Genomic DNA, 25,469 nt, shown 5'->3' with positions numbered 1-25,469 from the left:
CCGTGGAGGGCGTTACTCAATCGCTTCGTCCAATCTCCTGCCCGTACGCATACTCTTGCCTGACCATCTCGGAGACCCCGGAGTACACGGTGCAATTCCACGATTCGATGATCAGTCTTGTCGGCAACACCCCGCTGGTCAGGCTGCGCAATGTGTCGGCAGGCATTCAGGCGACGGTCCTGGCCAAGGTCGAGTACTTCAACCCCGGCGGGTCGGTCAAGGACCGCATCGCGCTGCGCATGATCGAGGCGGCCGAGGAGAGCGGTGAGCTCCTGCCCGGCGGCACGATCGTGGAGCCGACCAGCGGCAACACGGGCGTCGGCCTCGCCATCGTCGCCCAGCAGAAGGGCTACAAGTGCATCTTCGTCTGCCCCGACAAGGTGTCCACGGACAAGATCAACGTGCTGCGCGCGTACGGGGCGGAGGTCGTCGTCTGCCCGACGGCCGTTGACCCGGATCACCCGGACTCGTACTACAACGTCTCCGACCGCCTGGTCCGCGAGACGCCGGGGGCCTGGAAGCCCGACCAGTACTCCAACCCCAACAACCCGCGCTCGCACTACGAGACGACGGGTCCCGAGCTCTGGGAGCAGACGGAGGGGCGGATCACCCACTTCGTCACCGGCGTCGGCACGGGCGGCACGATCAGCGGTACGGGCCGCTACCTCAAGGAGGCCAGCGAGAACCGCGTACAGGTCGTCGGCGCGGATCCGGAGGGTTCCGTCTACTCCGGCGGATCCGGACGCCCGTACCTCGTGGAGGGGGTCGGCGAGGACTTCTGGCCGAGCGCCTACGACCGTACGGTCACGGACGAGATCGTCGCGGTCTCGGACAAGGACTCCTTCCAGATGACCCGCCGCCTCGCCAAGGAGGAAGGGCTGCTCGTCGGCGGTTCCTGCGGCATGGCGGTCGTCGCGGCCCTCGAGGTCGCCAAGCGCCTCGGCCCCGACGACGTGGTGGTCGTCCTGCTGCCGGACAGCGGCCGCGGCTACATGAGCAAGATCTTCAACGACGAGTGGATGGCCGACTACGGCTTCCTCGAGGACACCGGCCCGTCCGCGCGGGTCGGCGCCGTCCTCGACTTCAAGGAGGGGCCGCTGCCCTCCCTCGTCCACATGCACCCCGAGGAGACGGTCGGCGAGGCCATCGACGTCCTGCGGGAGTACGGCGTCTCCCAGATGCCGATCGTGAAGCCGGGCGCCGGGCACCCCGACGTGATGGCCGCCGAGGTCATCGGCTCCGTCGTGGAGCGTGAACTCCTGGACGCGCTGTTCACCCGGCGGGCCACACTGACCGACCCGCTGGAGAAGCACATGTCGGCCCCGCTGCCGCAGGTCGGCTCGGGGGAGCCGGTCGAGGACCTGATGGCCGTGCTCGGCGGCACGAACGGTGCCGACGCGGCGATCGTCCTCGTCGAGGGCAAGCCCACGGGCGTCGTGAGCAGGCAGGACCTGCTGGCCTTCCTGGCGAGGGACGCCGCCCCGAAGCAGTGAGCGCGGTTCCCGGGGCTTCGTGAAAACGGTACGAGCGCGACACGTCGACGCAGCACCGGCTTAACACGGCTCCGGCAGAGTAATGGGTGTCGGCAGGGAAACCCGCTGGCACCACATACGGCGACACGGACTACGGAGCGGCTCCCGGACCTCCACCGTCGCCCGGACGCGACATCCGGCCCTGACCCGGGTACCGCGTCCCTCGCGGGGACCGCCGTCGTCCCGCCCCCCGGGTGACCGGGGGTGCGGCGGTCCCCGCGACCATCCACGCGCGCGGAGGGTCCCGCCGCTGCCGTCCCTCTCAGTCGTCCCGGTGGGGTGAGGTCCGCCTCCTCGGGGTCCACGGCCACACGCGTGCGGCGTGCACGGCGTTCACGCCGAAGATTCCCAGCCAGGCCACCACGAGCCCGTCGATCCCGGCGTTCGCGACGCCGATCGCGGACAGGGGAATGGCCAGGACCAGCGATACGGCCGCGAAGCCGAAGCGCTCCCCGAAGGCCCCGGCCGGCCCGGCGGGCCGCTGACCGCCCCGGGCGGCGGCCGTCCGTCGTTCGGCGAGGTGCCGCATCGTCTGCCGGTCGTACGCCCCTTGGCCGTGCGTCCCGGCCAGCCGCTGGTCGACCTTCTCCAGGAACGAGTCGATGAGCGCGGACTCGTACTCCGGCCCCAGCTCGCTGCGGGCCTTCAGGGTGGCGTCCAGCTCTCGCCTGAGCTCAGGGTCACGGGCTTCCATGCGCTTCACGTTACGAACCCCGGGCTTCCGCGTCAGTGGGGTTAGCCCCCCTGTTGTGGGGTCAGCCCCCCTGTTCCGGAGGTTCCCGCGCAGGGCGGGCCGTGCCCCGGCGGCGTAGCGTTGTTGCCGGAAGACGGGAGGCGCTCATGGCCACCACGACCACGTCCGCCCGTGCCATCCCCCGCACGTACGGGGTGAGGGCGCGCCGGGTCAACGAGGCGGAGCTGCGGGCGACGCTCTCGACGTTCCGTGAGCTCTCCGACGAGGACTGGCGACGCCCGACCGTCTGCACCGGCTGGACGGTCCGGGACATGCTCGCCCATACCGTCGGCCAGTACGAGGAACTGCCGCGCCCCTGGGTCGCCGTCCGCCGGATCCGGCGGGCCGCGCGGACCCATCCGCGGCTCGGCCGGCTCGACGGGCACAACGAGGTCCAGATCGAGGACCGGAAGGCCGTCCCGGGGAGGGAACTGATCGGAGCCCTGGCCCACTTCGCGCCCCAGGGCCTGATCGCCCTGCGCCGCGTGCCCGCGGCGGTACGGCGCAGGACACGGCTGAGCCTGCTCTATCCGGAGGCGAAGGCCCTGCCTGACGACTCGGTGGACTACCTCGGCAACGTCCTCGTGGTCCGCGACACCTGGATGCACCGTATGGACCTCGCGGACGCCACCGGGGCCGAGCCGGTCCTCGACGGGCACGACCGGGAGATCGTGGACCAGGTGGTGCTGGACCTGGCCCTCGCCTGGACGGGTCCTGCGGTGGAGATCGACCTCCACGGGCCGGCGGGCGGGCGCCGTCTGCTGGGCATCGGCACCCCCGCGGCCACGCTCCACGCGGACGCGGTCGACTTCGCCAGGCACCTGTCGGGGCGGCCCGCGCGAGGCCGCTTGGAGCTGGAGGGCGAGCTGGGGGCCCAGGCCGCCCTGACGGCGGCCCGTGTCGTGTTCTGACAACCGCCGGTACACCGTGTCGGCCTGCCCTGCCCTGCCCGGCCGGGAGGCTCAACAAAGCTCTGTAGGCTGCGTGTTGACGATGCGCCAGCTCAACTCCACCAGGAGGACCAGTGCCCGAACAGGCGGACCGGATCAACACGTCGCAGCCGCACACCGCCCGGATCTGGAACTACTGGCTGGGCGGCAAGGACAACTACCCGGTCGACCAGGCGGCCGGTGACCACATACGTACGCTGCACCCGGGCATCGGCGACTACGCGCAGGCGGACCGGCTGTTCCTGGGGCGGGCGGTGCGCCATCTGGTCTCGGACCTCGGGGTCCGGCAGTTCCTCGACATAGGCACCGGCCTGCCGACGGCGGACAACACCCACGAGGTCGCCCAGCGGCTGGCACCGGAGTCCCGCATCGTCTACGTCGACAACGACCCGCTGGTGCTCGCCCATGCGCGCGCGCTGCTCACCAGTACGCCGGAGGGCAGGACCGACTACCTCGACGAGGACCTGCGCAACGTCGACGTCATCCTGGAGCACGCGGCGAAGACCCTGGACCTCAGCCGGCCGGTCGCACTCGTCCTGCTCGGCGTGGTCATCTTCATCGAGGACGACGACGAGGCGTACGGTCTCGTCCGCCGGCTCATGGACGCCCTGCCGTCCGGGAGCCACCTCGTCCTCTCCCACACGATCACCGACCCGTCGATGCCCGACGTGGACGCGGCCGTCGCGTTCTGGAACGAGAACGGCACGCCCAGGCTGACACAGCGGACTCCCGCCGACGTCACCCGGTTCTTCGACGGTCTGGAACTCCTCGAGCCCGGAGTGGTCTCGTGCAGCCGGTGGCGCGCCGAGCCGGACGGCCACGGCCTGCCGGACGAGGTGGCCATGTTCAGCGGGGTCGCGCGCAAGGCCTGACGGCCGACGGCCGGACCGGTCCTCACCCGGCGGCCACCTCGGCGAGGAAGGCCTCGGGCGTGACCGCGTAACCCAGGGAGTTGATGACGGGGACCGGGACCCGGTCGATGAGGACCGTGGGTGTGGACCGTACGCCGCTCGTTTCGAACGCCGCCGCCACCTGGGCCGCCCAGGGCAGGTAGGTGCGCTCCATGACCTTCTGCCGGAAGGCGTCGGTGTGCAGGGCCTCGACCTCGCCGGCCAGCCGCAGCAGGAAGTCCCGGTCGGCGAAGGCGTCGACGTCCTCGCTGGGCTGATCGGCGTACAGCGCCCGCAGGAAGAGCATGAACGGCTTCTGTCCCTCGTCGGCTGCGGCTCCCAGCGCGGCCAGTGCCTCCAGGGAGCCGCTGCCGCCCGCGGAGTCGTCGATGAACGTGCCGAAATGGTGGTCCACCGCGAATCTGCCCTCGTCGGCGGCGCGCTCCATCACGGCTCCGAGGCCCAGCTCCATGCGCTTGCAGTAGGGGCACCGCAGATCGGCGTAGACGCTCAGCACGTGCGCGGCATCGGTGTCGCCGTAGCGGACGATGACGCCGCCCGGCCCTCTCGTATTGGCTGGGATCATGATCCCAGGGTCGGCAGAGGGGAGCGGTCCCGCAATGCGAGGGACCCGCCCGGCACGCCGGCCGCGGCCGTGTCCGGACCGTGGGCTGTATATGGACATGCAGACCGACGGCTGGCTGAATGGATTTCTCGGTGTCGGACCGGTCCGACAGTCCGACGGATCCCTGGAGGGGACAGCATGAGCGGGAGCAGCCCGGCTGCGCGGTTGCAGCGGCTCTTCGAGGGGCGGCGGCTCACGCCCACCCAGCGGCGGATCGCGCACTCCATGGTGCGGCGGGCCGTCGACGCCCCGTTCCTGTCGAGTGTGGAGCTGGCCGAGCTGGCCGGGGTCAGCCAGCCGTCCGTCACCCGCTTCGCCGTGGCGCTCGGCTTCGACGGGTACCCCGCGCTGCGCAGACACCTGCGGGAGGTCACGCCTGCCGGAACGGCCGGCGGGGGCGGTGTGGAGGACAGTCTCAACGAGTACCAGCAGGCGGTGCGGGCCGAGATCGAGAATCTGCGGCAGTTGTCCGACCTGCTCGCCGATCCGGCCCCGGTGGAGCGGGCCGGGCGGCTGCTCGCCGGGTCCAGGCCCCTGATCGTCCTCGGGCTGCGGGCCGCGTCCTCGCAGGCCCGGGGGTTCGGATACTTCGCGGCCAAGGTGCACCCGGACGTACGGGTCGTCGACGAGGGCGGCAGCATGCTGCACGACCGCATCGACGCTGCCAGGCGGGCCGGCGCGAGTGCCCTGATGTGCTTCGCACTTCCACGGCACCCGCGTGAGGCCGTGGACGCGCTGGCATACGCGCGTGAGCAGGGTCTGACCGTCGTGACCGTGGCCGACTCGGCGTTCGCCCCGGTGGCGGCCCACAGCGATCTGCTGATCCCGGCCGCAGTGGGGACCGGGCTGGCCTTCGACACCGCGTGTGCGCCGATGCTGCTGGGGCGGGCGCTGCTGGAGGCCATGTGCGACGGACTGCCCGAGGCACAGGCCCGGCTCGAGGAGTTCGACGCGAGGGCCGCCGCGCGGGGGCTGTTCGTCGAGTAGCCGCAGTCGCGGTGGCCGGGAGGGGCGGTGCCGTCGGGCCGTTCCTCGCGGCGGTCGCGAGCGCGTACGTACGGCCGTGTGCCGGCGGGCTCGTGACGGCCGGGGCCGCACCGTCGCCGAAATGATGACCGGGTGGAGCGTGCCGCCACGGGCACGCGGATGGCGGCCTGCCGGACGACCGGACCCATGGCGGGTGACGCCGCACCCGTCGGGCGCGGCGTCACCGCCGGTGAGCACTCCGGGTCAGACTTCCAGTTCCGCTTCGATCTTCCGCAGCTGGTGGCGCGCCATCGCGAGGTTGGCTCTGCCGCCGTCCAGCACGAGGTAGAGGAACAGGCCGTTGCCGCCACGGGTCTTGAGCAGCCTGATCAGGTGGTACTGGGTGCCGAGGGTGATCAGGATGTCCTCGATCTCATCCTTGATGCCCAGGTGCTCCATGGTCCGGAGCTTCGCCCGGACGACGTCCGTGTTGCCGGCCGCCGCGACCTCCAGGTTGAACTCCTTGCCTCCGCCGAGTGTGCCCAGTGCCATGCCGCTGGTGTAGTCGACGAGTGCGACACCGACGGTGCCCTCGATCGACGCCATCGCGTTCTTCAGTGACGTTTCGGTGTTGCCCATAGTGCTCGTTTCCTTTCCCTGGCCGGCCCGGTGGCCGGTCCGTTGCTGGGTGGTGCGTTGCCGAGTGGTGCGCTGCCGGCCGGTGCGCTGTCCGCTCGTGGCGGGTGCGTCGCCGGATTCGGGTGTCACGTGGGATCCGGTGTGGTGCGGCGGGGCAGGGCCCGGGACTGCTGTGTGTGTGGAGGCGGCACGGGGCGGTCGGCGCCGGACTGCGCGGCGTCCACCACTTCGCCGATGCGTGCGCCCGCGCGGCGTCCTTCGAGGTGGAGGCGGCCCACATTGATCCGGTCCTCGGCCAGCAGTGTGAGGACGGCGGAGGAGCCCGCCGCGTAGGTGGCGATGTAGCCGTTCTCGCCGCGGACGAGGAGTTCCCGGAAGTCTCCTCGTCCGGTGGCGTCGGCCATCCGGATCGAGACACCGAGCGCGGCGGCTGTCAGCGCGGCGACGCCCTCGGCTTCGATCCCCGGGGTGTCGTGGGCGACGACCAGGCCGTCGGTGCTGGCGGCCAGTGCGCCGGTCAGGAGCGGAACCCGGGCACGTAACCGCTGGAGCTCGTCGAGGACATCCCGTACCTCTGCCTCGGGCACCATCAGCTGTCTCCTCCCGGCACGCTGTCTGAGCGCGCGTATCACAGTGCCTCCAATGCGTCTCTGAGCCGGCGCAACAGGGCGACGTCGGGGTCGGCCGTGACCTCGGGCAGCGCGATACGGCTCCGCCCGGACACCGATGCGGACCCGGCGGCGGCCGGGCGGACCGCTTCGACCAGTCCGGCGGCGGTCAGCCGGCGGAGGTCGACCAGGGTGTGGAAGGCCGAGCGGCCCAGCTCCTGGGCGATGTCCGTCGCCGTGCGCTCGCCGTTCACCAGATCCAGGACACGGCGCTGGCGCGGGGGGACCGGGGCGTCCACCCGGTGGGTGGTCGGGGCGAGCGGCGCGCTGTCGGTGAGCGCGTCCGGCCAGATCCGGTCCAGGAGCTCCCGGCGCCGGAGCGTCTCGCGCTGGACGGAGTGGACGGGCACGGGACGGACGGGGCCGATCCAGTGCGAGACCCCGTAGCGGAAGCGGGCCGGTGTGTGCGTGGGGGCCAGTGCGAAGAAGGCCGCGTCGTACAGGGCGCCCAGGTGGCAGAGCTCCAGCGCGCCGCCGGGGACCCGGCCGCTGTCCACGAGGTAACGGCCGACCCGCTGTCCGGCACCCGCCTGGGCGACCGCGTCCCACCAGCCCTCGGAGCGCAGGGCCCCGCCCGCGGTGAGCAGGACGTCGATTCCGGGGGTCGCGGGGCTCTCCGCGTGGACGACCTGGCCGTCGGCCAGATACAGGGTGCCGCGGTCGCGCATCAGCGCGCCGGTCGCGCGCTCCGCCGCGAGCCGCTGCAACATCGGTGAAGGGGTTGCCTGTTCGGGTAAGCCGGGCCGGGCGGTGACGGAGGGGCTCATGCCAGGACCAGCCGCTCCGCCATCTCGCCGAGCCGTATGCGTGCCAGGGCGAGGTTGCCTTCCGCGCGGTCCAGCCAGAGGTGGAGGAAGACGCTGCTGTCGAAGTCCGTCCGGACGAAACGGAGGATGTGGTAGCCGGGAGCCGTGGTGACGATGACGTCCTCGACGGCGGGGGCGGGTGGGCCCGGTGCGCCGGTGGGCGCGTCCGCCTGGGCGAACACCGGTTGTTCCGCGGCCATCCTCGCCACCTCCGCCGTCTCGGCGGCAGTCGCCTCGTGATCGCCGTTGGGCGACTCGCCGACGGTGCCGAGCGCGAGACCGCTGGTCCAGTCGACCACCGCGGCACCCCGGGCACCGGGCAGCCTCATGACCTCGACCAGGCACTCGTCGATTCCGGGCAACTCGGACTCCCCTCCCGACGTGGTGTACGGATGTAATGGAGAGGCTACGCAACGTGTGCGCGCCTGGTGGGAGTTCTGGCATTTTCCACAGGTACATGCGGCGGGCCGTGTACAGGGCGGCAGGTGGAGGCGCGGAACCGGCCGGAACGTGTCCGGCGGACGTCCGTCCGCGGCCGTTCCCGCCCGTCCTCGTCCGCCGCGGGGCCACGTGCGGCCGCCGGTCGACGGCCGGTCCGGATTCGGAGCCGCCCCGACCTGTTGACTAGGAGTATTCAGACGGACAGGATGTGAATAGGAGAGTCACAGACGCGAGGAGGCATCCCCCATGTCAGGACCCCGCCCCGTACGGGCACCGCGCGGTACGGAACTGAGCGCCCTGGGATGGCAGCAGGAAGCCGCCCTCCGCATGCTGCAGAACAACCTCGACCCCGAGGTCGCCGAGCACCCCGACAAGCTCGTGGTCTACGGCGGCACGGGCAAGGCCGCCCGTGACTGGCGCTCCTTCGACGCCATGGTCCTTACGCTGCGGACGCTCAAGCAGGACGAGACGATGCTGGTCCAGTCGGGGCGGCCGGTCGGCGTCATGCAGACCCACGAGTGGGCGCCGCGCGTCCTGATCGCCAACTCCAACCTGGTGGGCGACTGGGCGAACTGGGAGGAGTTCCGACGCCTGGAGGCCCTCGGGCTCACCATGTACGGGCAGATGACCGCGGGCTCCTGGATCTACATCGGGACCCAGGGCATCCTCCAGGGCACCTACGAGACCTTCGCCGCGGTCGCCGCGAAGCGCTTCGGCGGGACACTGGCGGGGACCATCACACTGACGGCCGGACTCGGCGGCATGGGCGGTGCCCAGCCGCTGGCCGTCACGATGAACGACGGTGTGGCCCTCTGCATCGACGTCGACCCTCGCGCCATCGAGCGCCGCATCGAGCACCGCTTCCTGGACGTCCGTGCCGACTCCCTCGAACACGCCCTCCAGTTGGCGGTCGAGGCCCGCGACGCACGGCGCCCGCTCTCCATCGGCCTGCTCGGCAACGCCGCGGAGCTGCTGCCCCGGATGCTCGCCGAGGGCGCACCCGTCGACATCGTCACCGACCAGACCAGCGCCCACGACCCTCTCGCCTATCTGCCCGTCGGCGTCGACTTCGACGACATGGCCTCCTACGCGGCCGAGAAGCCCGCGGACTTCACCCTGCGCGCCCGCGAGTCGATGGCCGCGCACGTCGAGGCGATGGTCGGCTTCATGGACGCGGGGGCCGAGGTCTTCGACTACGGCAACTCGATCCGCGGCGAGGCCCAGCTCGCCGGATACGCGCGGGCGTTCGACTTCCCGGGCTTCGTGCCCGCCTACATCCGGCCGCTCTTCTGCGAGGGCAAGGGCCCCTTCCGGTGGGCGGCGCTGTCGGGCGAGGCCTCGGACATCCACAAGACGGACAAGGCGCTGCTCGAACTCTTCCCGGAGAACGAGTCACTGCACCGCTGGATCAAGATGGCCGGTGAGCGGGTCCACTTCCAGGGACTGCCGGCCCGGATCTGCTGGCTCGGCTACGGCGAACGCGACAAGGCCGGTGAGCGGTTCAACGACATGGTGGCGAGCGGGGAGCTCGCCGCGCCCCTGGCCATCGGGCGTGACCACCTGGACTGCGGGTCGGTCGCGTCGCCCTACCGCGAGACCGAGGCCATGCTGGACGGCTCGGACGCGATCGCGGACTGGCCGTTGCTCAACGCCATGGTCAACGTGGCCTCGGGCGCGTCCTGGGTGTCGCTGCACCACGGGGGCGGTGTCGGAATGGGGCGCTCGATCCACGCGGGGCAGGTCTCGGTCGCGGACGGCACGGCGCTCGCGGGCGAGAAGATCCGGCGGGTGCTGACGAACGACCCCGGGATGGGCGTCATCCGGCATGTCGACGCGGGCTACGACATCGCGGAGTCCGTCGCCGCGGACAAGGGCGTGCGGGTCCCGATGGCGGAGGACGAAGTCCGTTGACCGGCGCGGTGAACGACGGCCCGGGGCGCGGGGCGGGCACGTCCGTGTCGGACCGGGGGGCGGGTGCGTCGCGCCGGCCCGGCGAGGCCGAGTCCTTCGACGCGATGTGGCGCGGTCTCGGACCCCTCGGCCGTGACCCGGGCAGCGGCGGCTACCGCCGCTACGCCTGGACCGGTGCCGACCAGGAGTGCCGGGAGTGGTTCCGTGCCCAGGCCGAGACGCGCGGGCTCGTCCACGAGACCGACCGCAACGGCAACCAGTGGGCCTGGCTGGGCGATCCGCTTGCCGGGGATGCCGTGGTCACCGGCTCCCATCTCGACTCCGTGCCCGACGGCGGAGCCTTCGACGGTCCGCTCGGCGTGGTGTCCTCCTTCGCCGCCCTTGACGAACTCCGCCGCAGGGGAGCGGAGTTCGACAAGCCCTTCGCCATCGTCAACTTCGGGGACGAGGAAGGGGCGCGCTTCGGGCTCGCCTGCGTCGGCTCACGGCTGGCCGCCGGCCGGCTGAGCGTCGAGGACGCGCACCGGCTCCGCGACGTGGACGGCGTCTCGCTGCCGCAGGCCATGGAGGCCGCGGGACACGACCCCGGCGCCATCGGGCCGGATCCCGAACGCCTCGCCCGGATCGGTGCGTTCGTGGAGTTGCACGTGGAGCAGGGGCGCGCCCTCGACCTGAGCGGTCACCCGGTCGGGGTCGCCTCGGCCATCTGGCCGCACGGCCGCTGGCGGTTCGACTTCCGGGGCGAGGCCAACCACGCCGGCACCACGCGGCTCGCGGACCGGCGGGACCCGATGCTCACCTACGCCGAGACCGTGCTCGCGGCCCGTCGTGAGGCGGAGCTCGCCGGGGGGCTCGCGACCTTCGGCAAGATCGCCGTCGAGCCGAACGGGGTCAACGCGATCCCTTCCCTCGTGCGGGGCTGGCTCGACTCACGGGCCCCCGACCAGGCCACTCTCGACGCCGTCGTGAGCGGTGTCGAGCGGGCCGCGCGGGAGTACGCCGAGCGGGCCGGTATCGATATCGACGTCGTACGCGAGTCGTTCACACCGGTGGTGGACTTCCAGCACGCGCTGCGGGACGAGATCCGCCGGGTGCTGGAGGAGCGGGGCTGCGGCGGCGCTGACGGTGACGGGCGCACCGTGCCCCTGCTCGGCACGGGGGCGGGACACGATGCGGGTATTTTGTCCGCTTCCCTGCCGACCGCCATGCTGTTCGTACGGAACCCCACCGGGATCTCGCACTCTCCCGCCGAGCACGCCGCCGAGGACGACTGCGTGGCCGGGGTGAGGGCACTCGCCGACGTACTGGAAGGTCTCGCGTGCAGCTGACGACGCAACCGACGGGCACACCGGATACCGCGGCCTACTGGATGTCGCACGCGTGGCTCGGCACCCACGTCGAGCCGGGCGTCCTCCTGGACGTGGCCGGCGGGCGCATCGCCGGTGTCCGGACGGGCATCGACGTGCCGCCGCCCGGCGCCACCGCGCTGCACGGGCTGACCGTCCCCGGACTGGCCAACACCCACTCGCACGCCTTCCACCGCGCGCTGCGCTCCACCGTCCAGGTGGGCTCCGGCACCTTCTGGACATGGCGCGAGCTGATGTACCGGACGGCCTCCCGTCTCACCCCCGACACCTACTACGACCTGGCGCGCGCCACGTACGCCGAGATGGCACTGGCGGGGATCACGGCGGTGGGCGAATTCCACTACCTGCACCACGCGCCCGGCGGCACGCCCTACGACGACCCGAACGCCATGGGCGAAGCACTCGTCGCCGCCGCGGCCGAGGCCGGTATCCGCATCACCCTGCTCGACACCGCCTATCTCGCCGCCGGGTTCGGGGAGGAGCCGAGCCGGCACCAGCTGCGCTTCTCCGACACCACCGCGGACGCCTGGGCCGAGCGTGCCTCCCTCCTCAAGGGCGACGGCGACCTGGTGGTGATCGGCGCCGCGATCCATTCCGTCCGGGCCGTCCCGGCGGGGCAGCTCTCCGTCGTCGCGCGGTGGGCTCAGGAACGGGGCGTCCCGCTCCACGTCCACCTCTCCGAGCAGACCGCGGAGAACGACGCCTGCCTCGCCGCCCACGGCCGCACCCCCGCCCGGCTCCTCGCCGACCACGGGGTCCTCGGCCCGCACACCACCGGCATCCACAACACACACCTCACGGCCGGGGACATCGAACTGCTCGGCTCCTCCCGGACGGGCACCTGCATGTGCCCCACCACCGAACGCGACCTCGCCGACGGCATCGGGCCCGCCACCGCGCTCCAGGGCGCGGGCTCCCCCCTCTCGCTGGGCAGCGACAGCCACGCCGTGATCGATCTCTTCGAGGAGGCCCGGGCGATGGAGCTCAACGAACGCCTGCGCACCCATGTGCGCGGTCACTGGACGGCGGGGGCCCTGCTCAGGGCCGCTTCCGCCCAGGGCCACGCCGCGCTCGGCCGGCCGGGCGCGGGCGTGCTCGAACCGGGCGCGCCCGCCGATCTCGCCACCGTCGCGCTGGACTCGGTCAGAACGGCCGGGCCGGTGCCCCGGCTGGCAGCCGAAGCGGCCGTGTTCGCCGCCACCGCGGCCGATGTGCGGCACACCGTGGTCGCGGGACGGCACATCGTCCGGGACGGCCGGCACACCCGTGTCGAGGACGTGCCCGGAGCGCTGGCCTCGGCCGTCGCCGCCCTGCACGGCTGAGCGGCCGGCGGGGCCCGGAACCGGGACCCCCGCCCGGCCACGCACCGGAGACCCGGCCGCCTCCTCTGCCGGACGAAGACCCCCGGCCGACACCCCCGGCAGTTCCGCCGGGCGAACCCGACGAAAGCTGTGCCCGGATGACGACGACCGCCACGACCGCCATCACCCACATCGCGAACCTGGTCACCAACGACCCCTCACTCGGCGACGGGACCCCACTGGGCCTGGTCCGGGACGCGGCCGTCGTCATCGAGGGCGACCGCGTCGTCTGGACCGGTGAGACCGGCAGAGCACCCGCCACCGACGACGCCGTCGACGCGGGCGGCCGCGCGGTGATCCCCGGCTTCGTGGACTCCCACTCCCACCTGGTGTTCGCGGGCGACCGCACCGCCGAGTTCAACGCCCGTATGTCCGGGCGCCCTTACTCCGCGGGTGGCATCCGCACGACCGTGGCCGCCACCCGGGCCGCCTCCGACGAGGAGCTCTCCGACAACGTCGCCCGCTATATGGCCGAGGCGCTCCGTCAGGGCACCACCACCTTCGAGACCAAGTCCGGCTACGGCCTCACCGTCGAGGACGAGGCACGCTCCCTGCGCATCGCCGCCAGGCACACCGACGAGGTCACCTTCCTCGGCGCCCACATCGTGTCCCCCGACTACGCCGACGACCCCGCCGGCTACGTCGACCTCGTGACCGGGCCGATGCTCGACGCCTGTGCCCCGCACGCACGTTGGATCGACGTCTTCTGCGAGCGGGGCGCCTTCGACGAGGACCAGGCGCGCACGGTCCTCACCGCGGGTCTGGCCAGGGGCCTGCACCCCCGCGTCCACGCCAACCAGCTGGGCCACGGCCCCGGGGTCCGGCTCGCCGTCGAGCTGGACGCGGCGTCCGCCGACCACTGCACGCACCTCGACGACGCCGACCTCGATGCGCTCGGCCAGGGCCGCACCGTCGCCACCCTCCTCCCCGGCGCCGAGTTCTCCACCCGCGCGGCCTGGCCCGACGCCCGCCGGCTCCTGGGTGCGGGCGCCACGGTGGCGCTGTCCACGGACTGCAACCCGGGCTCCTCCTTCACCTCCTCCATGCCGTTCTGCATCGCCCTCGCCGTACGGGACATGGGTATGACGCCCGACGAAGCCGTGTGGTCCGCCACCGCCGGAGGCGCCGCCGCGCTGCGCCGCTCCGACATCGGCCGCATCACCCCCGGTGCACGCGCCGACCTCGTGATCCTCGACGCGCCGAGCCACGTCCACCTCGCCTACCGGCCCGGAGTCCCTCTCGTCGGCGCGGTGTGGCGGGGCGGGAGGAGGGTCGTGTGACAGGCCGGCAACGCGGAAGGACCCGCCCGTCGGCCCGGGCAGGTCCTTCCGCAAGGGGGTACCGGGAGTTCCGGTGACGCCGGGTCACTCCTCCACGGTCAGGCCCTTCCTGAGCTTGACCAGAGTCCGGGACAGGAGCCGGGACACGTGCATCTGCGAGATGCCGAGCTCCTCGCCGATCTCCGACTGCGTCATGTTGGAGACGAAGCGCATGGAGAGGATCGTGCGGTCGCGCAGGGGGAGCGAGGCGATGAGCGGCTTGAGGGACTCGACGTACTCGATGCCCTCGATGCCGTGGTCCTCGTAGCCGAGGCGGTCCGCGAGGGCGGCCTCGCCGCCGTCGCCGTGGTCCTCGGGCTTGGCGTCCAGCGAGCTCGCGGTGTACGCGTTGCTCGCGGCCATGCCCTCGACGACCTCGTCCCTGCTGAGGCCGAGGCGCTCGGCGAGCTCGACGACGGTGGGCGCACGGTCCAGCTTCTGGGCCAGCTCGTCACCCGCCTTGGCGAGGTCCAGCCGGAGCTCCTGCAGCCTTCGCGGGACGCGGACGGACCAGCTGGTGTCACGGAAGAAGCGCTTGATCTCGCCGACGATGGTGGGCATCGCGAACGTCGGGAACTCCACACCCCGGCTGAGCTCGAAGCGGTCGATCGCCTTGATCAGGCCGATGGTGCCGACCTGGACGATGTCCTCCATGGGCTCGCTGCGGGAGCGGAACCGGGCAGCGGCGAACTTGACCAGGGCCAGATTGAGCTCGACGAGCGTGTTGCGGACGTACGCGTACTCGTGGGTGCCCTCGGCGAGGGTTTCGAGCCGTGCGAAGAGCGTCTTCGACAGGGCCCTGGCGTCCACCGCGCCGACCTCGGCGTAGGGAGGGATCTCGGGGAGTTCCTCGAGACCCTCGAACCCCTCGCTCGGAAGGTGGTCGTCGGCGGTCGGGTCGGTGGTGGTGCCGGTCGTGCTGGTGCTGGTGCGCGGGCCGGGTACGGCGATCGCGGCAGCGGAGTCGGAATCGGTCGGTCCCTGAGGACATGCCGACGTCGCGATGTGGGTACGCGATACGTCGAGCCGGGGTGACATGGTTCTCCTCCATCGTTCTCGGCATATGGCTGCCGATGCCCATACGTGTTCCTGCGGTGAAGCGGCGCCTCCGAAGCCGATCGCAATTCCTGGTGCAGATGTCTCTTCTACCCTTACCCGGTTCCAGCCACGAGTTACAAGCGCCAAATAAGCCTGTATGTCCGGTTTGTGGAGTTCTCCGACTACCGTGTGGCGAGGGAAACGCGTAATGTTTCCCCCACGTCGGGGGTAGCCACGATGAAGCCGCGCACACCAGGAGCGCGGGTAGTGACGGACGGCGAAGAGGGACGGGCATGGACCGCGGGACGGTCGGCAGCGCGAACCGGGGTCGACTTCAGGTCGACGTCCGGACCGATGGCCGAAGTGAAGTCGTGACGCCGGTGGGTGAACTCGATCACCACACCGCCGATCTGCTGCGCGAGCCTCTGGAGAGCGCGGTCGACGAAGGGCGTACACGCCTGGTGGTCGACTGCTCGCGACTCGACTTCTGCGATTCCACAGGGCTCAACGTGCTGCTCGGCGCCCGCCTGAAGGCGGAGGCCGCAGGGGGCGGGGTTCACCTGGCCGGAATGCAGCCTGTGGTGGCGCGCGTCTTCGAGATCACGGGTGCGGAGGCGGTCTTCACCGTCCACGCCTCGCTCGAAGAGGCACTGAACAGCTGACAGTGGTCTCCTGTGCGCATCCGAAGCCTCGGGATCCCGACTATCGCGCGAGTCACGCTCATGGCGCGCACGAAGTGGGTGTCGTCACCGATCCGCCGGGCAGGAGACACCCTGTCGAGGTCGTTCAAGCCCTCACGCTCTGTATCTGATCAATATCTGTTCGATGGCAACACACGGTGAATCGGTGAGGTGAAGCGCTGATGGGCACCACCCGGCAGCATCCGCCGGGCGACCTCGGCCGCGAGCCGGACGGTACGGGCCCCGCCCCTGCCGTGCCCGCTGAACGGCAGTGGCGCACGCTCTCGCTGAGAGAGGCCAGCGGCATCGTGCCGATGGCCCGCGACTTCGCCCGGCAGGCACTCCACGACTGGGGCTGGCTGCCCGCGTCGGGCGCCGACCGGCGGGCGGCGGCGGAGGACGTCCTGCTGGTCGTCTCCGAGCTCGTCACGAACGCCTGCCTGCACGCGGACGGTCCCGAGGAGCTCCGTATCGCCCTCCTGTCCAAGAAGCTCCGGGTGGAGGTCGCCGACGGCGGTGCGGGGCAGCCCGCGCCGCGCACCCCGCACCGCCCGGGGCGTCCCGGCGGGCACGGCATGTTCATCGTGCAGCGGCTCTGCCTCGACTGGGGTGTGTCGCGTACGCCCGAGCAGCCCGGCAAGACCGTCTGGGCGGAGCTCGCGGCGCCCGCGTAGCCCTCGGCTCCGTGGGCGGGCCGCCCCCGGTCCGCTCACATCCCTCCACGCGTACGACTCAGGCCCCGCACCGGTGACCGGTGCGGGGCCTGAGTCGTGGCGGCGGTGTCCGTGTCAGCGGACGTTGCCCATGAGCGTCTTGACCTTGCCGCGGTACATGAAGATCGCGACACCCGCGGCGACCGCGAGCGCGGCCTGGAGTGCCACCACCCCGGTGCCGTTGAGCTCGACACCCGCGAGGGACAGCAGGCCCGTGGTGCAGTCACCGGCGGTCACGGCCAGGAACCAGACACCCATCATCTGGCTGGCGTACTTGGCCGGGGCCATCTTCGTGGTGACCGACAGGCCGACCGGGGACAGCGTCAGCTCGCCGACGGTCTGGACGAAGTAGATCGCGACCAGCCACATCGCGGCGGCCTTGTGGCCGTCGCCCGCGATGGTCAGCGGCGCCAGGAAGAGGAAGAACGACGCACCGACCAGCACCAGGCCGGAGCTGAACTTCACGACCGTGCTCGGCTCCTTGCCCCTACGGTTCAGCGCCATCCAGAAGGCGGCGAAGACCGGGGCCAGCGCCATGATCAGGACCGGGTTGACCGACTGGTACCAGGACACCGGGAAGTCCCAGCCGAGGACCGAGTTCTCCGCCGAGGAGTCGGCGAAGATCGCCAGGGTCGAACCGCCCTGGTCGTAGATCATCCAGAAGATGGCGGCGGCCACGAAGAACCAGATGTAGCCGGACATCTTCTTCTGCTCGGTCTCGCTGAGCTCCTTGTCGCGCTTGATGCGCGTCAGGACCATGACCGGGATGACCAGGCCGGCGATCGTGATCGGGACCAGCAGCCAGTTCAGCGTGTAGACGCCGGTGACGACGGTGCCGATGTAGAAGACGGCCGCGATGCCCAGCCAGATCATCGACTTGCGCAGCGTGGACGCGCGCTCGTCGGCGGACAGCGGCTTCGGCACGACGAGGCTGCGCTCGTTCAGGTGGCGGGTGCCGAGCAGGAACTGCACGACACCGAGTCCCATGCCGACCGCCGCCAGGGCGAAGCCGAGGTGCCAGTTGACGTTCTCGCCCACGGTGCCGATCACCAGAGGCGCCGCGAAGGCACCCATGTTGATGCCCATGTAGAAGATCGTGAAGCCACCGTCACGGCGCGGGTCGTCCGGGCCGTCGTAGAGGTGGCCGACCATCGTCGAGATGTTCGACTTCAGCAGACCGGAGCCGATGGCCACCAGGCCGAGCCCGGCGAAGAAGGTGCCCTCGGCGGGCAGTGCCAGCGTCAGGTGGCCGAGCATGATGACGCCGCCCGCGATGGCGACGGTCTTGCGGGGGCCCCAGACGCGGTCGCCGAACCAGCCGCCGGGCATGGCGAGCAGGTACACCAGCGACAGGTAGACCGAGTAGATCGCAGTGGCCGTGGCGGGGTTCATGTGAAGCCCGTTGGGAGCGATCAGGTAGAGCGGGAGAAGGGCGCGCATGCCGTAGTAGCTGAAGCGCTCCCACATCTCCGTCATGAAGAGAGTGGCCAGGCCGCGGGGGTGGCCGAAGAAGGTCTTCTCCGAACCAGGAGTACTGGCCGAGTCCTTCGTCAGGCTGGACGCCATGGTCGATCCTTGCTGGTCGGGACGCGCCGCCTTGTGAGCGGTACGCGCCCGGTGGGGGGTGGCCGGCACCGGGCGGACGCACCCCACCCCTGACGCCTCGAGGGGATCCGATCCGGCCGCCCGCTCCGTGAGGAGTTCGGGGGCGGGGTCGTGGGGCAGACCGCTCCGGGATCCACGCCCGGCGCGCGTTCTCGCGTTCCGGGCCCGGCCCACAGGTCATTCACTGATCGGGGCCGGCGGGAACCGACCCGTACACAAAAGAGACCCTTGGCGCGAAAAGCTGCCCAAAGGTCCTTCGGCGGTGCAACAGGCGTCGAGCAACCATACGACACGACACGCGGGGATATGGAAGGACTTGAGACATGGATCACAGGTGTACGTGGAACCACGTTCCCATATTCGAAGGAGGATGACCGATTCGTGTCCCTGACCCGCAGGGCCTGACCAGCGCTTCACCCCGGCAGGCCCGCGCGGACTACCATCACTGCATGACCCGTGTACTGCTCGCCGAGGACGACGCTTCCATCTCGGAGCCACTGGCTCGCGCCCTGCGTCGTGAGGGTTACGAGGTCGAGGTCCGCGAGGACGGCCCGACCGCACTCGACGCCGGACTCCAGGGAGGCATCGACCTGGTCGTCCTCGACCTGGGGCTGCCCGGCATGGACGGTCTGGAGGTCGCCAGGCGGTTGCGGGCCGACGGCCACGCGGTGCCGATCCTGGTGCTCACGGCCCGGGCCGACGAGGTCGACACCGTGGTCGGCCTGGACGCCGGGGCCGACGACTACGTCACCAAGCCCTTCCGCCTCGCCGAACTCCTCGCCCGGGTCCGGGCCCTGCTGCGCCGCGGCGCCACCGAGCCGGCGCCGCAGCCCGCCACGCACGGCGTGAGGATCGACGTCGAGTCGCACCGGGCGTGGATGGGGGACGAGGAACTCCAGCTCACGGCCAAGGAGTTCGACCTGCTGCGCGTGCTCGTGCGGGACGCCGGCCGGGTCGTCACCCGCGACCAGCTGATGCGTGAGGTCTGGGACACCACCTGGTGGTCCTCCACCAAGACCCTCGACATGCACATCTCCTGGCTCCGCAAGAAGCTCGGCGACGACGCGGCCAATCCGCGCTACATCGCCACCGTCCGGGGCGTCGGCTTCCGGTTCGAGAAGAGCTGACGTACAGAACACTCATGCGCCGCCGACTGATCAACTCCACGCTCGCCGTGGTGCTCGTCGTGATCGCCGTCTTCGGCGTCTCCCTCGTCATCGTCGAGACCCGCACCATCAGCAACAGTGCCCAGGAAAGCGTCGACGCCGAGGCCTTCCGGCTGATCAGCGTCGTCGAGAGCCGGCTGCTCGGCGCGGAACGGATCACCCCGCAGGTCCTCGCCGAGCAGGTGGACCCCAGCCGCTACGCCCGGGTCGAGATCCCCGGGCGGTCCCCCATCGAGGTCGGCGAGCGTCCCACGGACAGCGACGTCACCCGCGCCACGGAGACGGGGGAGCAGGGCGAGAAGGTCACCGTCGAGGAGTCCCGCTCGGCCGTGACCCGTGAGGTCGGCCGGACCCTGCTGATCATCGGCGCGGTGGCGCTGCTCGCCATCATCTCCGCCGTACTCCTCGCCGTACGCCAGGCCGACCGGCTGACGTCCCCGCTCACCGACCTCGCCGAGACCGCCGAGCGCCTCGGATCGGGCGACCCCCGTCCCCGGCACAAGCGGTACGGGGTGACGGAGCTCGACCGGGTCGCCGACGTCCTGGAGTCCTCCGCCGAGCGGATCGCCCGGATGCTGACCGCGGAACGGCGACTCGCCGCGGACGCCTCGCACCAGCTCCGCACCCCTCTGACCGCCCTCTCCATGCGGATCGAGGAGATCTCCGTCACCGACGACCCGGAGACGGTGAAGGAGGAGGCGAACATCGCGCTCACCCAGGTCGAGCGGCTCACGGACGTGGTGCAGCGGCTGCTGACGAACTCCCGCGACCCGCGCACCGGCTCCGCCGTCGTCTTCGACCTCGACGAGGTCGTCAAGCAGCAGATCGAGGAGTGGCGCCCCGCCTACCGCAGCGCCGGCCGCGCCGTCGTCTGCTCCGGCAAGCACGGACTGGAGGCCGTCGGCACCCCGGGCGCCGTCGCCCAGGTGCTCGCCGCGCTGATCGAGAACTCGCTGATGCACGGTGGCGGCACGGTCGCGCTGCGTACCCGCGTCACCGGCAACCAGGTCGTCGTCGAGGTCACGGACGAGGGCCCGGGTGTCCCCGCCGACCTCGGGGCGCGGATCTTCGAGCGCACCATCAGCGGCCGCAACTCCACCGGAATCGGCCTCGCCGTGGCCAGGGACCTCGCCGAGGCCGACGGCGGCCGGCTCGAACTGCTCCAGCAGCAGCCGCCGGTCTTCGCCCTCTTCCTCAGCCGGGTCGCGCCGAACCGCAGGGAATCCGTACGGCCTGTGCGCTGAGCGCCCGGGGGGCCTGGTACGGCCGGGCCCGCTGAGCGTCGGGGGCCGTGGGCGGCCGGGTTCGCCGAGCGTCGGGGGCCGTGGGCGGCCGGGTTGGCCGAGCGTCCGGGAATCCCTGCGGCCGGTGCGCCGAGCCTCAGTGGGGCACGGGGCCGGGTGCTACCTCGTCGGAGGGTCGCCGCTGTTCCAGAAACCGTTCCGCGCTGAGCACGGCCTCCTTGGCCGGCAGCGCCCTGAACACCCAGGTGCGGTACGACCAGAAGCGGAACAGTGTGGCGATGCCGATTCCGACGATCTTGAAGACGTTGCTCTGGACCGGGCTGTCCCAGCCGAAGCCGTACGTCGCCACGTAGAGCACGCCGGTCTCGATCACCGCGCCGACGGCGCTGAACAGCAGGAACAGCATCAGTTCCCGCGTCCGGCCGGTCTTGTCGCGGTCCCGGTAGGTCCAGTAACGGAAGCCGACGTAGTTGAAGAGGATGGCGACGACCGTCCCCATCAGCCCGGCCCGCACCACCGGGATCTCCGTGGTGCGCCAGATCAGGTTGGAGACGACGATGTTCACGACCAGCCCGGCCGCGCCGACCGCGCCGAACTTGGCGACCTCCCGGGCCAGCAGCTCAAGCCGGGTCCGCAGTGCGCCCCGTTCGCTCATGGTGATCGCTCAGCCCCGTCCGGTCGGTTTCGTCAACCCGGCCATGCTAACCAGCCCTCCCGTGCGATGTCCGTGTGCCTGCCGGACCACGTGACGAGGCCGCCCCCGGGGAGCCGCCGGAGACCGCTGGTAGAGGGGAGCCCCCGCACGCCCGATACCCTGGACAGGTGACGTTCCCTGTAGTCGGCATGGTCGGCGGCGGCCAGCTCGCCCGAATGACCCACGAGGCGGGCATTCCCCTCGGCCTGAAATTCAAGCTCCTCAGTGACACCCCCCAGGATTCGGCCGCCCAGGTGGTCGGCGAAGTCGTCGTCGGCGACTACCGCGACCTGGAGACACTGCGCGACTTCGCACGCGGCTGCGACGTGATCACCTTCGATCACGAGCATGTGCCGACCGAGCACCTGCGGGCTCTGGAGGCGGACGGCATTCCCGTGCGCCCCGGCCCCGACGCCCTCGTGCACGCCCAGGACAAGGGGGTGATGCGCGCCAGACTCACGGAGATCGGCGCGCCCTGCCCCCGCCACCGCATCGTGAAGGACACGGCCGACGCCGCCGCCTTCGCCGAGGAGGTGGGGGGCTTCCCCGTCATCCTCAAGACGGTCCGCGGCGGCTACGACGGCAAGGGCGTCTGGGTGGTCCGCTCCGAGGCGGACGCCGCCGAGCCCTTCCGTGCCGGCGTCCCCGTCCTCGCCGAGGAGAAGGTCGACTTCACCCGCGAGCTCGCGGCCAACATCGTCCGCTCTCCGCACGGCCAGGCCGTCGCCTACCCGGTCGTCGAGTCCATCCAGGTCGACGGGGTCTGCGACACCGTCATCGCCCCGGCGCCCGACCTCGACGAACGGCTCGCCGGCGAAGCCCAGCAGCTGGCCCTGCGGATCGCCGCCGAACTCGGTGTGGTGGGCCACCTCGCGGTCGAGCTCTTCGAGACGCGGGGACCCGACGGGAAGCCCGGCATCCTCGTCAACGAGCTCGCGATGCGCCCGCACAACTCCGGGCACTGGACCCAGGACGGGGCGGTCACCTCGCAGTTCGCCAACCACGTGCGGGCGGTTCTCGACCTCCCGCTCGGTGATCCCCGTCCGCGCGCCACCTGGACGGTCATGTCCAACGTCCTCGGTGGCGACTACCCGGACATGTACCAGGCGTACCTGCACTGCATGGCCCGTGACCCGCAGCTCAAGATCCACATGTACGGCAAGGACGTGAAGCCCGGCCGCAAGGTGGGCCACGTCAACACCTACGGCGACGATCTGGCGGACGTGCGGGAGCGCGCCCGGCACGCGGCCGACTACCTGCGAGGAACGATCACCGAATGACCGCACCTGGTTCCGCCCCCGTCGTCGGCATCGTCATGGGCTCCGACTCCGACTGGCCCGTGATGGAAGCCGCCGCGAAGGCCCTGGGCGAGTTCGACATCCCCTACGAGGTCGACGTCGTCTCCGCCCACCGCATGCCGCACGAGATGATCGCGTACGGCGAGTCGGCGGCGGACCGTGGCCTGAAGGCGATCATCGCGGGAGCGGGCGGAGCGGCTCACCTGCCCGGCATGCTCGCCTCCGTCACCCCGCTCCCCGTGATCGGCGTCCCCGTGCCGCTGAAGTACCTCGACGGAATGGACAGCCTGCTGTCCATCGTCCAGATGCCGGCCGGGGTCCCCGTCGCCACGGTCTCCGTCGGCGGCGCCCGTAACGCCGGCCTGCTCGCCGCCCGCATCCTCGCCGCCCACGACGGCGAGCTGCTCACGCGGATGAAGGACTTCCAGCAGGAGCTCAAGGACCAGGCGACGGAGAAGGGCAAGCGGCTGCGCGCCAAGACCCAGGCCGCGGACTCCTTCGGCTTCGGGAAGTAGGCACTCCGTGACCAGTCCTCGGAATCTCGACCGGGCCCGCCTCCTCCTGGCCGCCCACCCCGTCGTCGACGGCCACAACGACCTCCCCTGGGCCCTTCGCGAGCAGGTCGGCTACGACCTCGACGCCCGCGACATCTCCCAGGACCAGACCGGCATCCTGCACACCGACATCGCGCGGCTGCGGGTCGGCGGTGTCGGCGCGCAGTTCTGGTCCGTCTACGTCTCCACCCGGCTGACCGGCGACGACGCGGTCAGCGCCACGCTGGAGCAGATCGACGTGGTCGGCGAGATGCTGACCCGCTACCCGGACGACCTGCGGCGCGCCCTGACCGCCGACGACATGGAGAAGGCCCGTGCCGAGGGCCGTATCGCCTCCCTGATGGGGGCCGAGGGCGGCCACTCGATCAACAACTCCCTGGCCACCCTGCGCGCGCTGCACACCCTCGGCGTCCGCTACATGACGCTCACGCACAACGACAACACCGACTGGGCGGACTCGGCGACCGACTCCCCGCGCGTCGGCGGCCTGTCGGAGTTCGGCCGTGAGGTCGTGCGCGAGATGAACCGCGCCGGGATGCTGGTCGACCTCTCGCACGTGGCTGCCACCACGATGCGTGACGCGCTCGCCACCTCCGTGGCGCCGGTGATCTTCTCGCACTCCTCGTCCCGGGCGGTCTGCGACCACCCGCGCAACATCCCCGACGACGTGCTGCGGATGCTCGCCGCCAACGGCGGCCTGGCCATGGCGACCTTCGTACCGAAGTTCGTCCTGCCGGCGGCCGTCGAGTGGACGCTCGCCGCCGACCGCAACATGCGGGAGCACGGCCTGCACCACCTGGACACCACCCCGGCCGCCATGCGGATTCACGCGGACTTCGAAGCGCTCAACCCGCGCCCGATGGCCACCGTGGGGACGATCGCGGACCACCTCGACCACATGCGCGAGATCGCCGGGATCGACCACATCGGCATCGGCGGCGACTACGACGGCACGGCGTTCCTCCCGCTGGAGCTGGAGGACGTCTCGGGCTACCCGTACCTGATCGCGGAGCTGCTCACGCGCGGCTGGTCGGATACCGACGTGGCCAAGCTGACGTGGCAGAACGCCGTACGGGTCCTGCGCGACGCGGAAGCGGTGTCCCGCGACCTGAGCACCCGGGTCGGTCCGTCCCACGCGACGATCGGCGAGCTGGACGGGCCCCTGCGCTGACCTCCTGACCGGGCAGGGTGGCGGGGGCGGGGGGCTGACACAGCCCCCCGCCCCCCGCGCGTGTCCCGGTCCTCAGCAGGCGCACAGACAGAACGGGTGCCCCGCGGGGTCGGCGTACACGCGCCAACCGCGTGACGGCTCGCCCGCCTCCAGCAGTGTCGCCCCCAGCGACAGCACCTCCCGCTCCGCCGCGTCCAGGTCCTCCACCGTCAGGTCGAGATGGAACTGCTGCGGGGCGTCGGCCCGCGGCCACCGCGGCGGTACGTGACCGGGCGCGGCCTGGAAGGCCAGCGCCGTGCCGTCGTCCGTCTTCAGGTCGACCCAGCCCTCACCGTCGTCCTCGGTCCTGCCGCCGAGCACCTGGGCGTAGAAATCGGCCAGGGCGACGGGGTCGGGGCAGTCCAGGACGACGGTACCCAGCTTGGCGACGGTCATGGCGTCTCCTTCTCGGATCGGAACCGCGACGGGAGCGGCGGACTGCCGTCACCCGGTTACCGTCTCATGCTTTCAACAGGTAACGGTTACTGCATGCTCCCGCAAAGGCGGTAACCTCGCAACCATGAATGAGGAGGCGGCTGCCCCCGGGGGACTCGCCTTGATCGAGAGCCTGGTCAACACGCTGGACGTGGAGACCGGCGCGGACACCCTCGGTACGCAGGAAGGGCGCGCGGCCTTCGGCCTGACCGAGGCGGACGTGGCGGAAGCGCGAATCCTGCGCGAGGCGCTGCGCGCGGTCTGCCTCACGCACGCCGGACACCGCCCGCCGGAGGGCTCGGCGTCGCCCCCGCTCGACCGTCTCCTCGCCGCCGCACCGCTCCGGGTCACCGTGGACGCCGCCGGTGGCGCCGCGCTGCGGCCGGTCGCCGAGCCTCCGGGGCTGACGGCCCGCGTCGCCGCGGCCGTCGCGGAGGGCGCGACCGGCGGCACCTGGGCACGGCTCAAGGCGTGCGAGGCCGAGGACTGTCGCTGGGCCTACTACGACCGCAGCCCGGCGGGTCGCCGCCGCTGGTGCTCCATGTCGGTGTGCGGAGCCCGCGCCAAGATGCGCACGTACCGCGCCCGACGGGACACGGGGGCGGGCTGAGGGCGGATCCGCCC

26 protein-coding genes are annotated in these 25,469 nt (G+C 71.4%); 16 read left to right on the top strand and 10 right to left on the bottom strand.

Annotated elements, in window-relative coordinates; all coding sequences use genetic code 11:
- Window positions 1-89 precede the first annotated feature (89 nt).
- Complete coding sequence (locus ABZ441_RS10730; protein ID WP_358970765.1) at window positions 90-1,493, top strand: cystathionine beta-synthase; 1,404 nt, start codon at window positions 90-92, stop codon at window positions 1,491-1,493.
- A 301-nt stretch (window positions 1,494-1,794) separates the two neighbouring features.
- On the opposite strand, the gene ABZ441_RS10725 is transcribed toward ABZ441_RS10730, so the two are convergent.
- On the bottom strand, window positions 1,795-2,226 hold the full coding sequence (locus ABZ441_RS10725) for a hypothetical protein (protein ID WP_358970761.1): 432 nt from the start codon (window positions 2,224-2,226) through the stop codon (window positions 1,795-1,797).
- Between the two features lie 146 nt (window positions 2,227-2,372).
- On the opposite strand from ABZ441_RS10725, the gene ABZ441_RS10720 reads away from it, so the two are divergent.
- Together ABZ441_RS10720 and ABZ441_RS10715 are read left to right on the top strand one after the other, a co-directional pair.
- The gene (locus ABZ441_RS10720) at window positions 2,373-3,176 is read left to right on the top strand and encodes a maleylpyruvate isomerase family mycothiol-dependent enzyme (RefSeq protein ID WP_358970758.1); all 804 of its coding nucleotides are present in this window, start codon (window positions 2,373-2,375) and stop codon (window positions 3,174-3,176) included.
- A gap of 113 nt (window positions 3,177-3,289) precedes the next feature.
- Window positions 3,290-4,087 carry an SAM-dependent methyltransferase gene (locus ABZ441_RS10715; RefSeq protein WP_358970755.1) on the top strand — a complete coding sequence of 266 codons (798 nt, stop codon included), beginning with the start codon at window positions 3,290-3,292 and terminating at the stop codon, window positions 4,085-4,087.
- Between the two features lie 22 nt (window positions 4,088-4,109).
- Here ABZ441_RS10715 and ABZ441_RS10710 read toward each other — a convergent pair whose 3' ends face one another.
- Window positions 4,110-4,691: a thioredoxin domain-containing protein gene (locus tag ABZ441_RS10710; protein WP_358970752.1), complete on the bottom strand. Its 582-nt coding sequence runs from the start codon at window positions 4,689-4,691 to the stop codon at window positions 4,110-4,112.
- Between the two features lie 177 nt (window positions 4,692-4,868).
- On the opposite strand from ABZ441_RS10710, the gene ABZ441_RS10705 reads away from it, so the two are divergent.
- On the top strand, window positions 4,869-5,717 hold the full coding sequence (locus tag ABZ441_RS10705) for a MurR/RpiR family transcriptional regulator (RefSeq protein ID WP_358970749.1): 849 nt from the start codon (window positions 4,869-4,871) through the stop codon (window positions 5,715-5,717).
- 243 nt (window positions 5,718-5,960) lie between these two features.
- Here the strand turns inward: ABZ441_RS10705 and ABZ441_RS10700 are convergent, their stop codons facing one another.
- From ABZ441_RS10700 to ABZ441_RS10685, 4 genes are all read right to left on the bottom strand, one after another.
- Window positions 5,961-6,335 carry a hypothetical protein gene (locus ABZ441_RS10700; protein ID WP_205022813.1) on the bottom strand — a complete coding sequence of 125 codons (375 nt, stop codon included), beginning with the start codon at window positions 6,333-6,335 and terminating at the stop codon, window positions 5,961-5,963.
- A 125-nt stretch (window positions 6,336-6,460) separates the two neighbouring features.
- The gene (locus ABZ441_RS10695) at window positions 6,461-6,925 is read right to left on the bottom strand and encodes a roadblock/LC7 domain-containing protein (RefSeq protein ID WP_358970745.1); all 465 of its coding nucleotides are present in this window, start codon (window positions 6,923-6,925) and stop codon (window positions 6,461-6,463) included.
- A gap of 38 nt (window positions 6,926-6,963) precedes the next feature.
- Window positions 6,964-7,770, bottom strand: coding sequence for a helix-turn-helix domain-containing protein (locus ABZ441_RS10690; protein WP_358970742.1), 807 nt, complete (start codon window positions 7,768-7,770; stop codon window positions 6,964-6,966).
- The gene (locus ABZ441_RS10685; protein ID WP_358970739.1) at window positions 7,767-8,171 is read right to left on the bottom strand and encodes a hypothetical protein; all 405 of its coding nucleotides are present in this window, start codon (window positions 8,169-8,171) and stop codon (window positions 7,767-7,769) included. Before ABZ441_RS10685 ends, ABZ441_RS10690 begins: the two co-directional genes overlap by 4 nt.
- Window positions 8,172-8,496: 325 nt before the next feature.
- On the opposite strand from ABZ441_RS10685, the gene hutU reads away from it, so the two are divergent.
- The 4 genes from hutU (at window position 8,497) to hutI (ending at window position 14,169) form a co-directional block, all read left to right on the top strand.
- Complete coding sequence (hutU, locus tag ABZ441_RS10680) at window positions 8,497-10,161, top strand: urocanate hydratase (protein ID WP_358970736.1); 1,665 nt, start codon at window positions 8,497-8,499, stop codon at window positions 10,159-10,161.
- A gap of 104 nt (window positions 10,162-10,265) precedes the next feature.
- Window positions 10,266-11,489 (top strand): allantoate amidohydrolase, encoded by a 1,224-nt coding sequence (locus tag ABZ441_RS10675; RefSeq protein ID WP_358971124.1) that lies wholly within the window; start codon window positions 10,266-10,268, stop codon window positions 11,487-11,489.
- Entirely contained in the window at window positions 11,480-12,850 is a 1,371-nt protein-coding gene (locus tag ABZ441_RS10670) for a formimidoylglutamate deiminase (protein WP_358970733.1), read from the top strand. The genes ABZ441_RS10675 and ABZ441_RS10670 overlap by 10 nt, the downstream gene beginning before the upstream one ends.
- Before the next feature lie 137 nt (window positions 12,851-12,987).
- Window positions 12,988-14,169 (top strand): imidazolonepropionase, encoded by a 1,182-nt coding sequence (gene hutI / locus ABZ441_RS10665; RefSeq protein ID WP_358970730.1) that lies wholly within the window; start codon window positions 12,988-12,990, stop codon window positions 14,167-14,169.
- Window positions 14,170-14,253: 84 nt separating this feature from the next.
- Here the strand turns inward: hutI and ABZ441_RS10660 are convergent, their stop codons facing one another.
- Window positions 14,254-15,246, bottom strand: coding sequence for an RNA polymerase sigma factor SigF (locus ABZ441_RS10660; protein WP_358970727.1), 993 nt, complete (start codon window positions 15,244-15,246; stop codon window positions 14,254-14,256).
- Between the two features lie 293 nt (window positions 15,247-15,539).
- Here ABZ441_RS10660 and ABZ441_RS10655 point away from each other — a divergent pair, with 293 nt between their 5' ends.
- A complete protein-coding gene (locus tag ABZ441_RS10655; RefSeq protein ID WP_358970724.1) occupies window positions 15,540-15,908 on the top strand; it encodes an STAS domain-containing protein in 369 nt (122 codons plus the stop codon).
- Between the two features lie 200 nt (window positions 15,909-16,108).
- A complete protein-coding gene (locus ABZ441_RS10650; RefSeq protein ID WP_358970721.1) occupies window positions 16,109-16,600 on the top strand; it encodes an ATP-binding protein in 492 nt (163 codons plus the stop codon).
- A 114-nt stretch (window positions 16,601-16,714) separates the two neighbouring features.
- Here ABZ441_RS10650 and ABZ441_RS10645 read toward each other — a convergent pair whose 3' ends face one another.
- On the bottom strand, window positions 16,715-18,205 hold the full coding sequence (locus ABZ441_RS10645) for an oligopeptide:H+ symporter (protein ID WP_358970718.1): 1,491 nt from the start codon (window positions 18,203-18,205) through the stop codon (window positions 16,715-16,717).
- 488 nt (window positions 18,206-18,693) lie between these two features.
- Here ABZ441_RS10645 and ABZ441_RS10640 point away from each other — a divergent pair, with 488 nt between their 5' ends.
- Together ABZ441_RS10640 and ABZ441_RS10635 are read left to right on the top strand one after the other, a co-directional pair.
- A complete protein-coding gene (locus ABZ441_RS10640) occupies window positions 18,694-19,371 on the top strand; it encodes a response regulator transcription factor (protein WP_099177243.1) in 678 nt (225 codons plus the stop codon).
- A gap of 14 nt (window positions 19,372-19,385) precedes the next feature.
- Window positions 19,386-20,654, top strand: coding sequence for an ATP-binding protein (locus ABZ441_RS10635; protein WP_358970714.1), 1,269 nt, complete (start codon window positions 19,386-19,388; stop codon window positions 20,652-20,654).
- A 136-nt stretch (window positions 20,655-20,790) separates the two neighbouring features.
- On the opposite strand, the gene ABZ441_RS10630 is transcribed toward ABZ441_RS10635, so the two are convergent.
- Entirely contained in the window at window positions 20,791-21,309 is a 519-nt protein-coding gene (locus ABZ441_RS10630) for a GtrA family protein (protein ID WP_358970711.1), read from the bottom strand.
- 167 nt (window positions 21,310-21,476) lie between these two features.
- Here ABZ441_RS10630 and ABZ441_RS10625 point away from each other — a divergent pair, with 167 nt between their 5' ends.
- The 3 genes from ABZ441_RS10625 to ABZ441_RS10615 are packed head-to-tail and all read left to right on the top strand — an operon-like array spanning window position 21,477 to window position 24,371.
- Window positions 21,477-22,628 carry a 5-(carboxyamino)imidazole ribonucleotide synthase gene (locus ABZ441_RS10625; RefSeq protein ID WP_358970708.1) on the top strand — a complete coding sequence of 384 codons (1,152 nt, stop codon included), beginning with the start codon at window positions 21,477-21,479 and terminating at the stop codon, window positions 22,626-22,628.
- Complete coding sequence (gene purE, locus ABZ441_RS10620) at window positions 22,625-23,161, top strand: 5-(carboxyamino)imidazole ribonucleotide mutase (RefSeq protein ID WP_358970705.1); 537 nt, start codon at window positions 22,625-22,627, stop codon at window positions 23,159-23,161. Before ABZ441_RS10625 ends, purE begins: the two co-directional genes overlap by 4 nt.
- A gap of 7 nt (window positions 23,162-23,168) precedes the next feature.
- Window positions 23,169-24,371 carry a dipeptidase gene (locus ABZ441_RS10615; protein WP_358970702.1) on the top strand — a complete coding sequence of 401 codons (1,203 nt, stop codon included), beginning with the start codon at window positions 23,169-23,171 and terminating at the stop codon, window positions 24,369-24,371.
- A 72-nt stretch (window positions 24,372-24,443) separates the two neighbouring features.
- Here the strand turns inward: ABZ441_RS10615 and ABZ441_RS10610 are convergent, their stop codons facing one another.
- Complete coding sequence (locus ABZ441_RS10610; RefSeq protein ID WP_358970699.1) at window positions 24,444-24,806, bottom strand: VOC family protein; 363 nt, start codon at window positions 24,804-24,806, stop codon at window positions 24,444-24,446.
- 124 nt (window positions 24,807-24,930) lie between these two features.
- On the opposite strand from ABZ441_RS10610, the gene ABZ441_RS10605 reads away from it, so the two are divergent.
- A complete protein-coding gene (locus tag ABZ441_RS10605) occupies window positions 24,931-25,455 on the top strand; it encodes a CGNR zinc finger domain-containing protein (protein WP_358970696.1) in 525 nt (174 codons plus the stop codon).
- Window positions 25,456-25,469: the final 14 nt, after the last annotated feature.

The sequence above is a fragment of the Streptomyces sp. NPDC005752 genome (assembly GCF_040630715.1).
Classification (GTDB): Bacteria; Actinomycetota; Actinomycetes; order Streptomycetales; family Streptomycetaceae; genus Streptomyces.
Note: the sequence above shows the minus strand (reverse complement) of the source record. Positions and strands in the feature narration are given on the sequence as shown.

What these genes read in the sequence shown, in the direction of transcription:
- ABZ441_RS10605 (WP_358970696.1), top strand. Translation starts at nt 24,931, where the DNA reads ATGAATGAGGAGGCGGCTGCCCCCGGGGGACTCGCCTTGATCGAGAGC.
- ABZ441_RS10610 (WP_358970699.1), bottom strand. Translation starts at nt 24,806, where the DNA reads ATGACCGTCGCCAAGCTGGGTACCGTCGTCCTGGACTGCCCCGACCCC.
- ABZ441_RS10725 (WP_358970761.1), bottom strand. Translation starts at nt 2,226, where the DNA reads ATGGAAGCCCGTGACCCTGAGCTCAGGCGAGAGCTGGACGCCACCCTG.
- ABZ441_RS10645 (WP_358970718.1), bottom strand. Translation starts at nt 18,205, where the DNA reads ATGGCGTCCAGCCTGACGAAGGACTCGGCCAGTACTCCTGGTTCGGAG.
- ABZ441_RS10720 (WP_358970758.1), top strand. Translation starts at nt 2,373, where the DNA reads ATGGCCACCACGACCACGTCCGCCCGTGCCATCCCCCGCACGTACGGG.
- ABZ441_RS10675 (WP_358971124.1), top strand. Translation starts at nt 10,266, where the DNA reads ATGTGGCGCGGTCTCGGACCCCTCGGCCGTGACCCGGGCAGCGGCGGC.
- ABZ441_RS10705 (WP_358970749.1), top strand. Translation starts at nt 4,869, where the DNA reads ATGAGCGGGAGCAGCCCGGCTGCGCGGTTGCAGCGGCTCTTCGAGGGG.
- ABZ441_RS10655 (WP_358970724.1), top strand. Translation starts at nt 15,540, where the DNA reads ATGGACCGCGGGACGGTCGGCAGCGCGAACCGGGGTCGACTTCAGGTC.
- ABZ441_RS10700 (WP_205022813.1), bottom strand. Translation starts at nt 6,335, where the DNA reads ATGGGCAACACCGAAACGTCACTGAAGAACGCGATGGCGTCGATCGAG.
- hutU (WP_358970736.1), top strand. Translation starts at nt 8,497, where the DNA reads ATGTCAGGACCCCGCCCCGTACGGGCACCGCGCGGTACGGAACTGAGC.
- ABZ441_RS10660 (WP_358970727.1), bottom strand. Translation starts at nt 15,246, where the DNA reads ATGTCACCCCGGCTCGACGTATCGCGTACCCACATCGCGACGTCGGCA.
- ABZ441_RS10630 (WP_358970711.1), bottom strand. Translation starts at nt 21,309, where the DNA reads ATGAGCGAACGGGGCGCACTGCGGACCCGGCTTGAGCTGCTGGCCCGG.
- ABZ441_RS10635 (WP_358970714.1), top strand. Translation starts at nt 19,386, where the DNA reads ATGCGCCGCCGACTGATCAACTCCACGCTCGCCGTGGTGCTCGTCGTG.
- ABZ441_RS10690 (WP_358970742.1), bottom strand. Translation starts at nt 7,770, where the DNA reads ATGAGCCCCTCCGTCACCGCCCGGCCCGGCTTACCCGAACAGGCAACC.
- ABZ441_RS10710 (WP_358970752.1), bottom strand. Translation starts at nt 4,691, where the DNA reads ATGATCCCAGCCAATACGAGAGGGCCGGGCGGCGTCATCGTCCGCTAC.
- ABZ441_RS10640 (WP_099177243.1), top strand. Translation starts at nt 18,694, where the DNA reads ATGACCCGTGTACTGCTCGCCGAGGACGACGCTTCCATCTCGGAGCCA.
- purE (WP_358970705.1), top strand. Translation starts at nt 22,625, where the DNA reads ATGACCGCACCTGGTTCCGCCCCCGTCGTCGGCATCGTCATGGGCTCC.
- hutI (WP_358970730.1), top strand. Translation starts at nt 12,988, where the DNA reads ATGACGACGACCGCCACGACCGCCATCACCCACATCGCGAACCTGGTC.
- ABZ441_RS10650 (WP_358970721.1), top strand. Translation starts at nt 16,109, where the DNA reads ATGGGCACCACCCGGCAGCATCCGCCGGGCGACCTCGGCCGCGAGCCG.
- ABZ441_RS10695 (WP_358970745.1), bottom strand. Translation starts at nt 6,925, where the DNA reads ATGGTGCCCGAGGCAGAGGTACGGGATGTCCTCGACGAGCTCCAGCGG.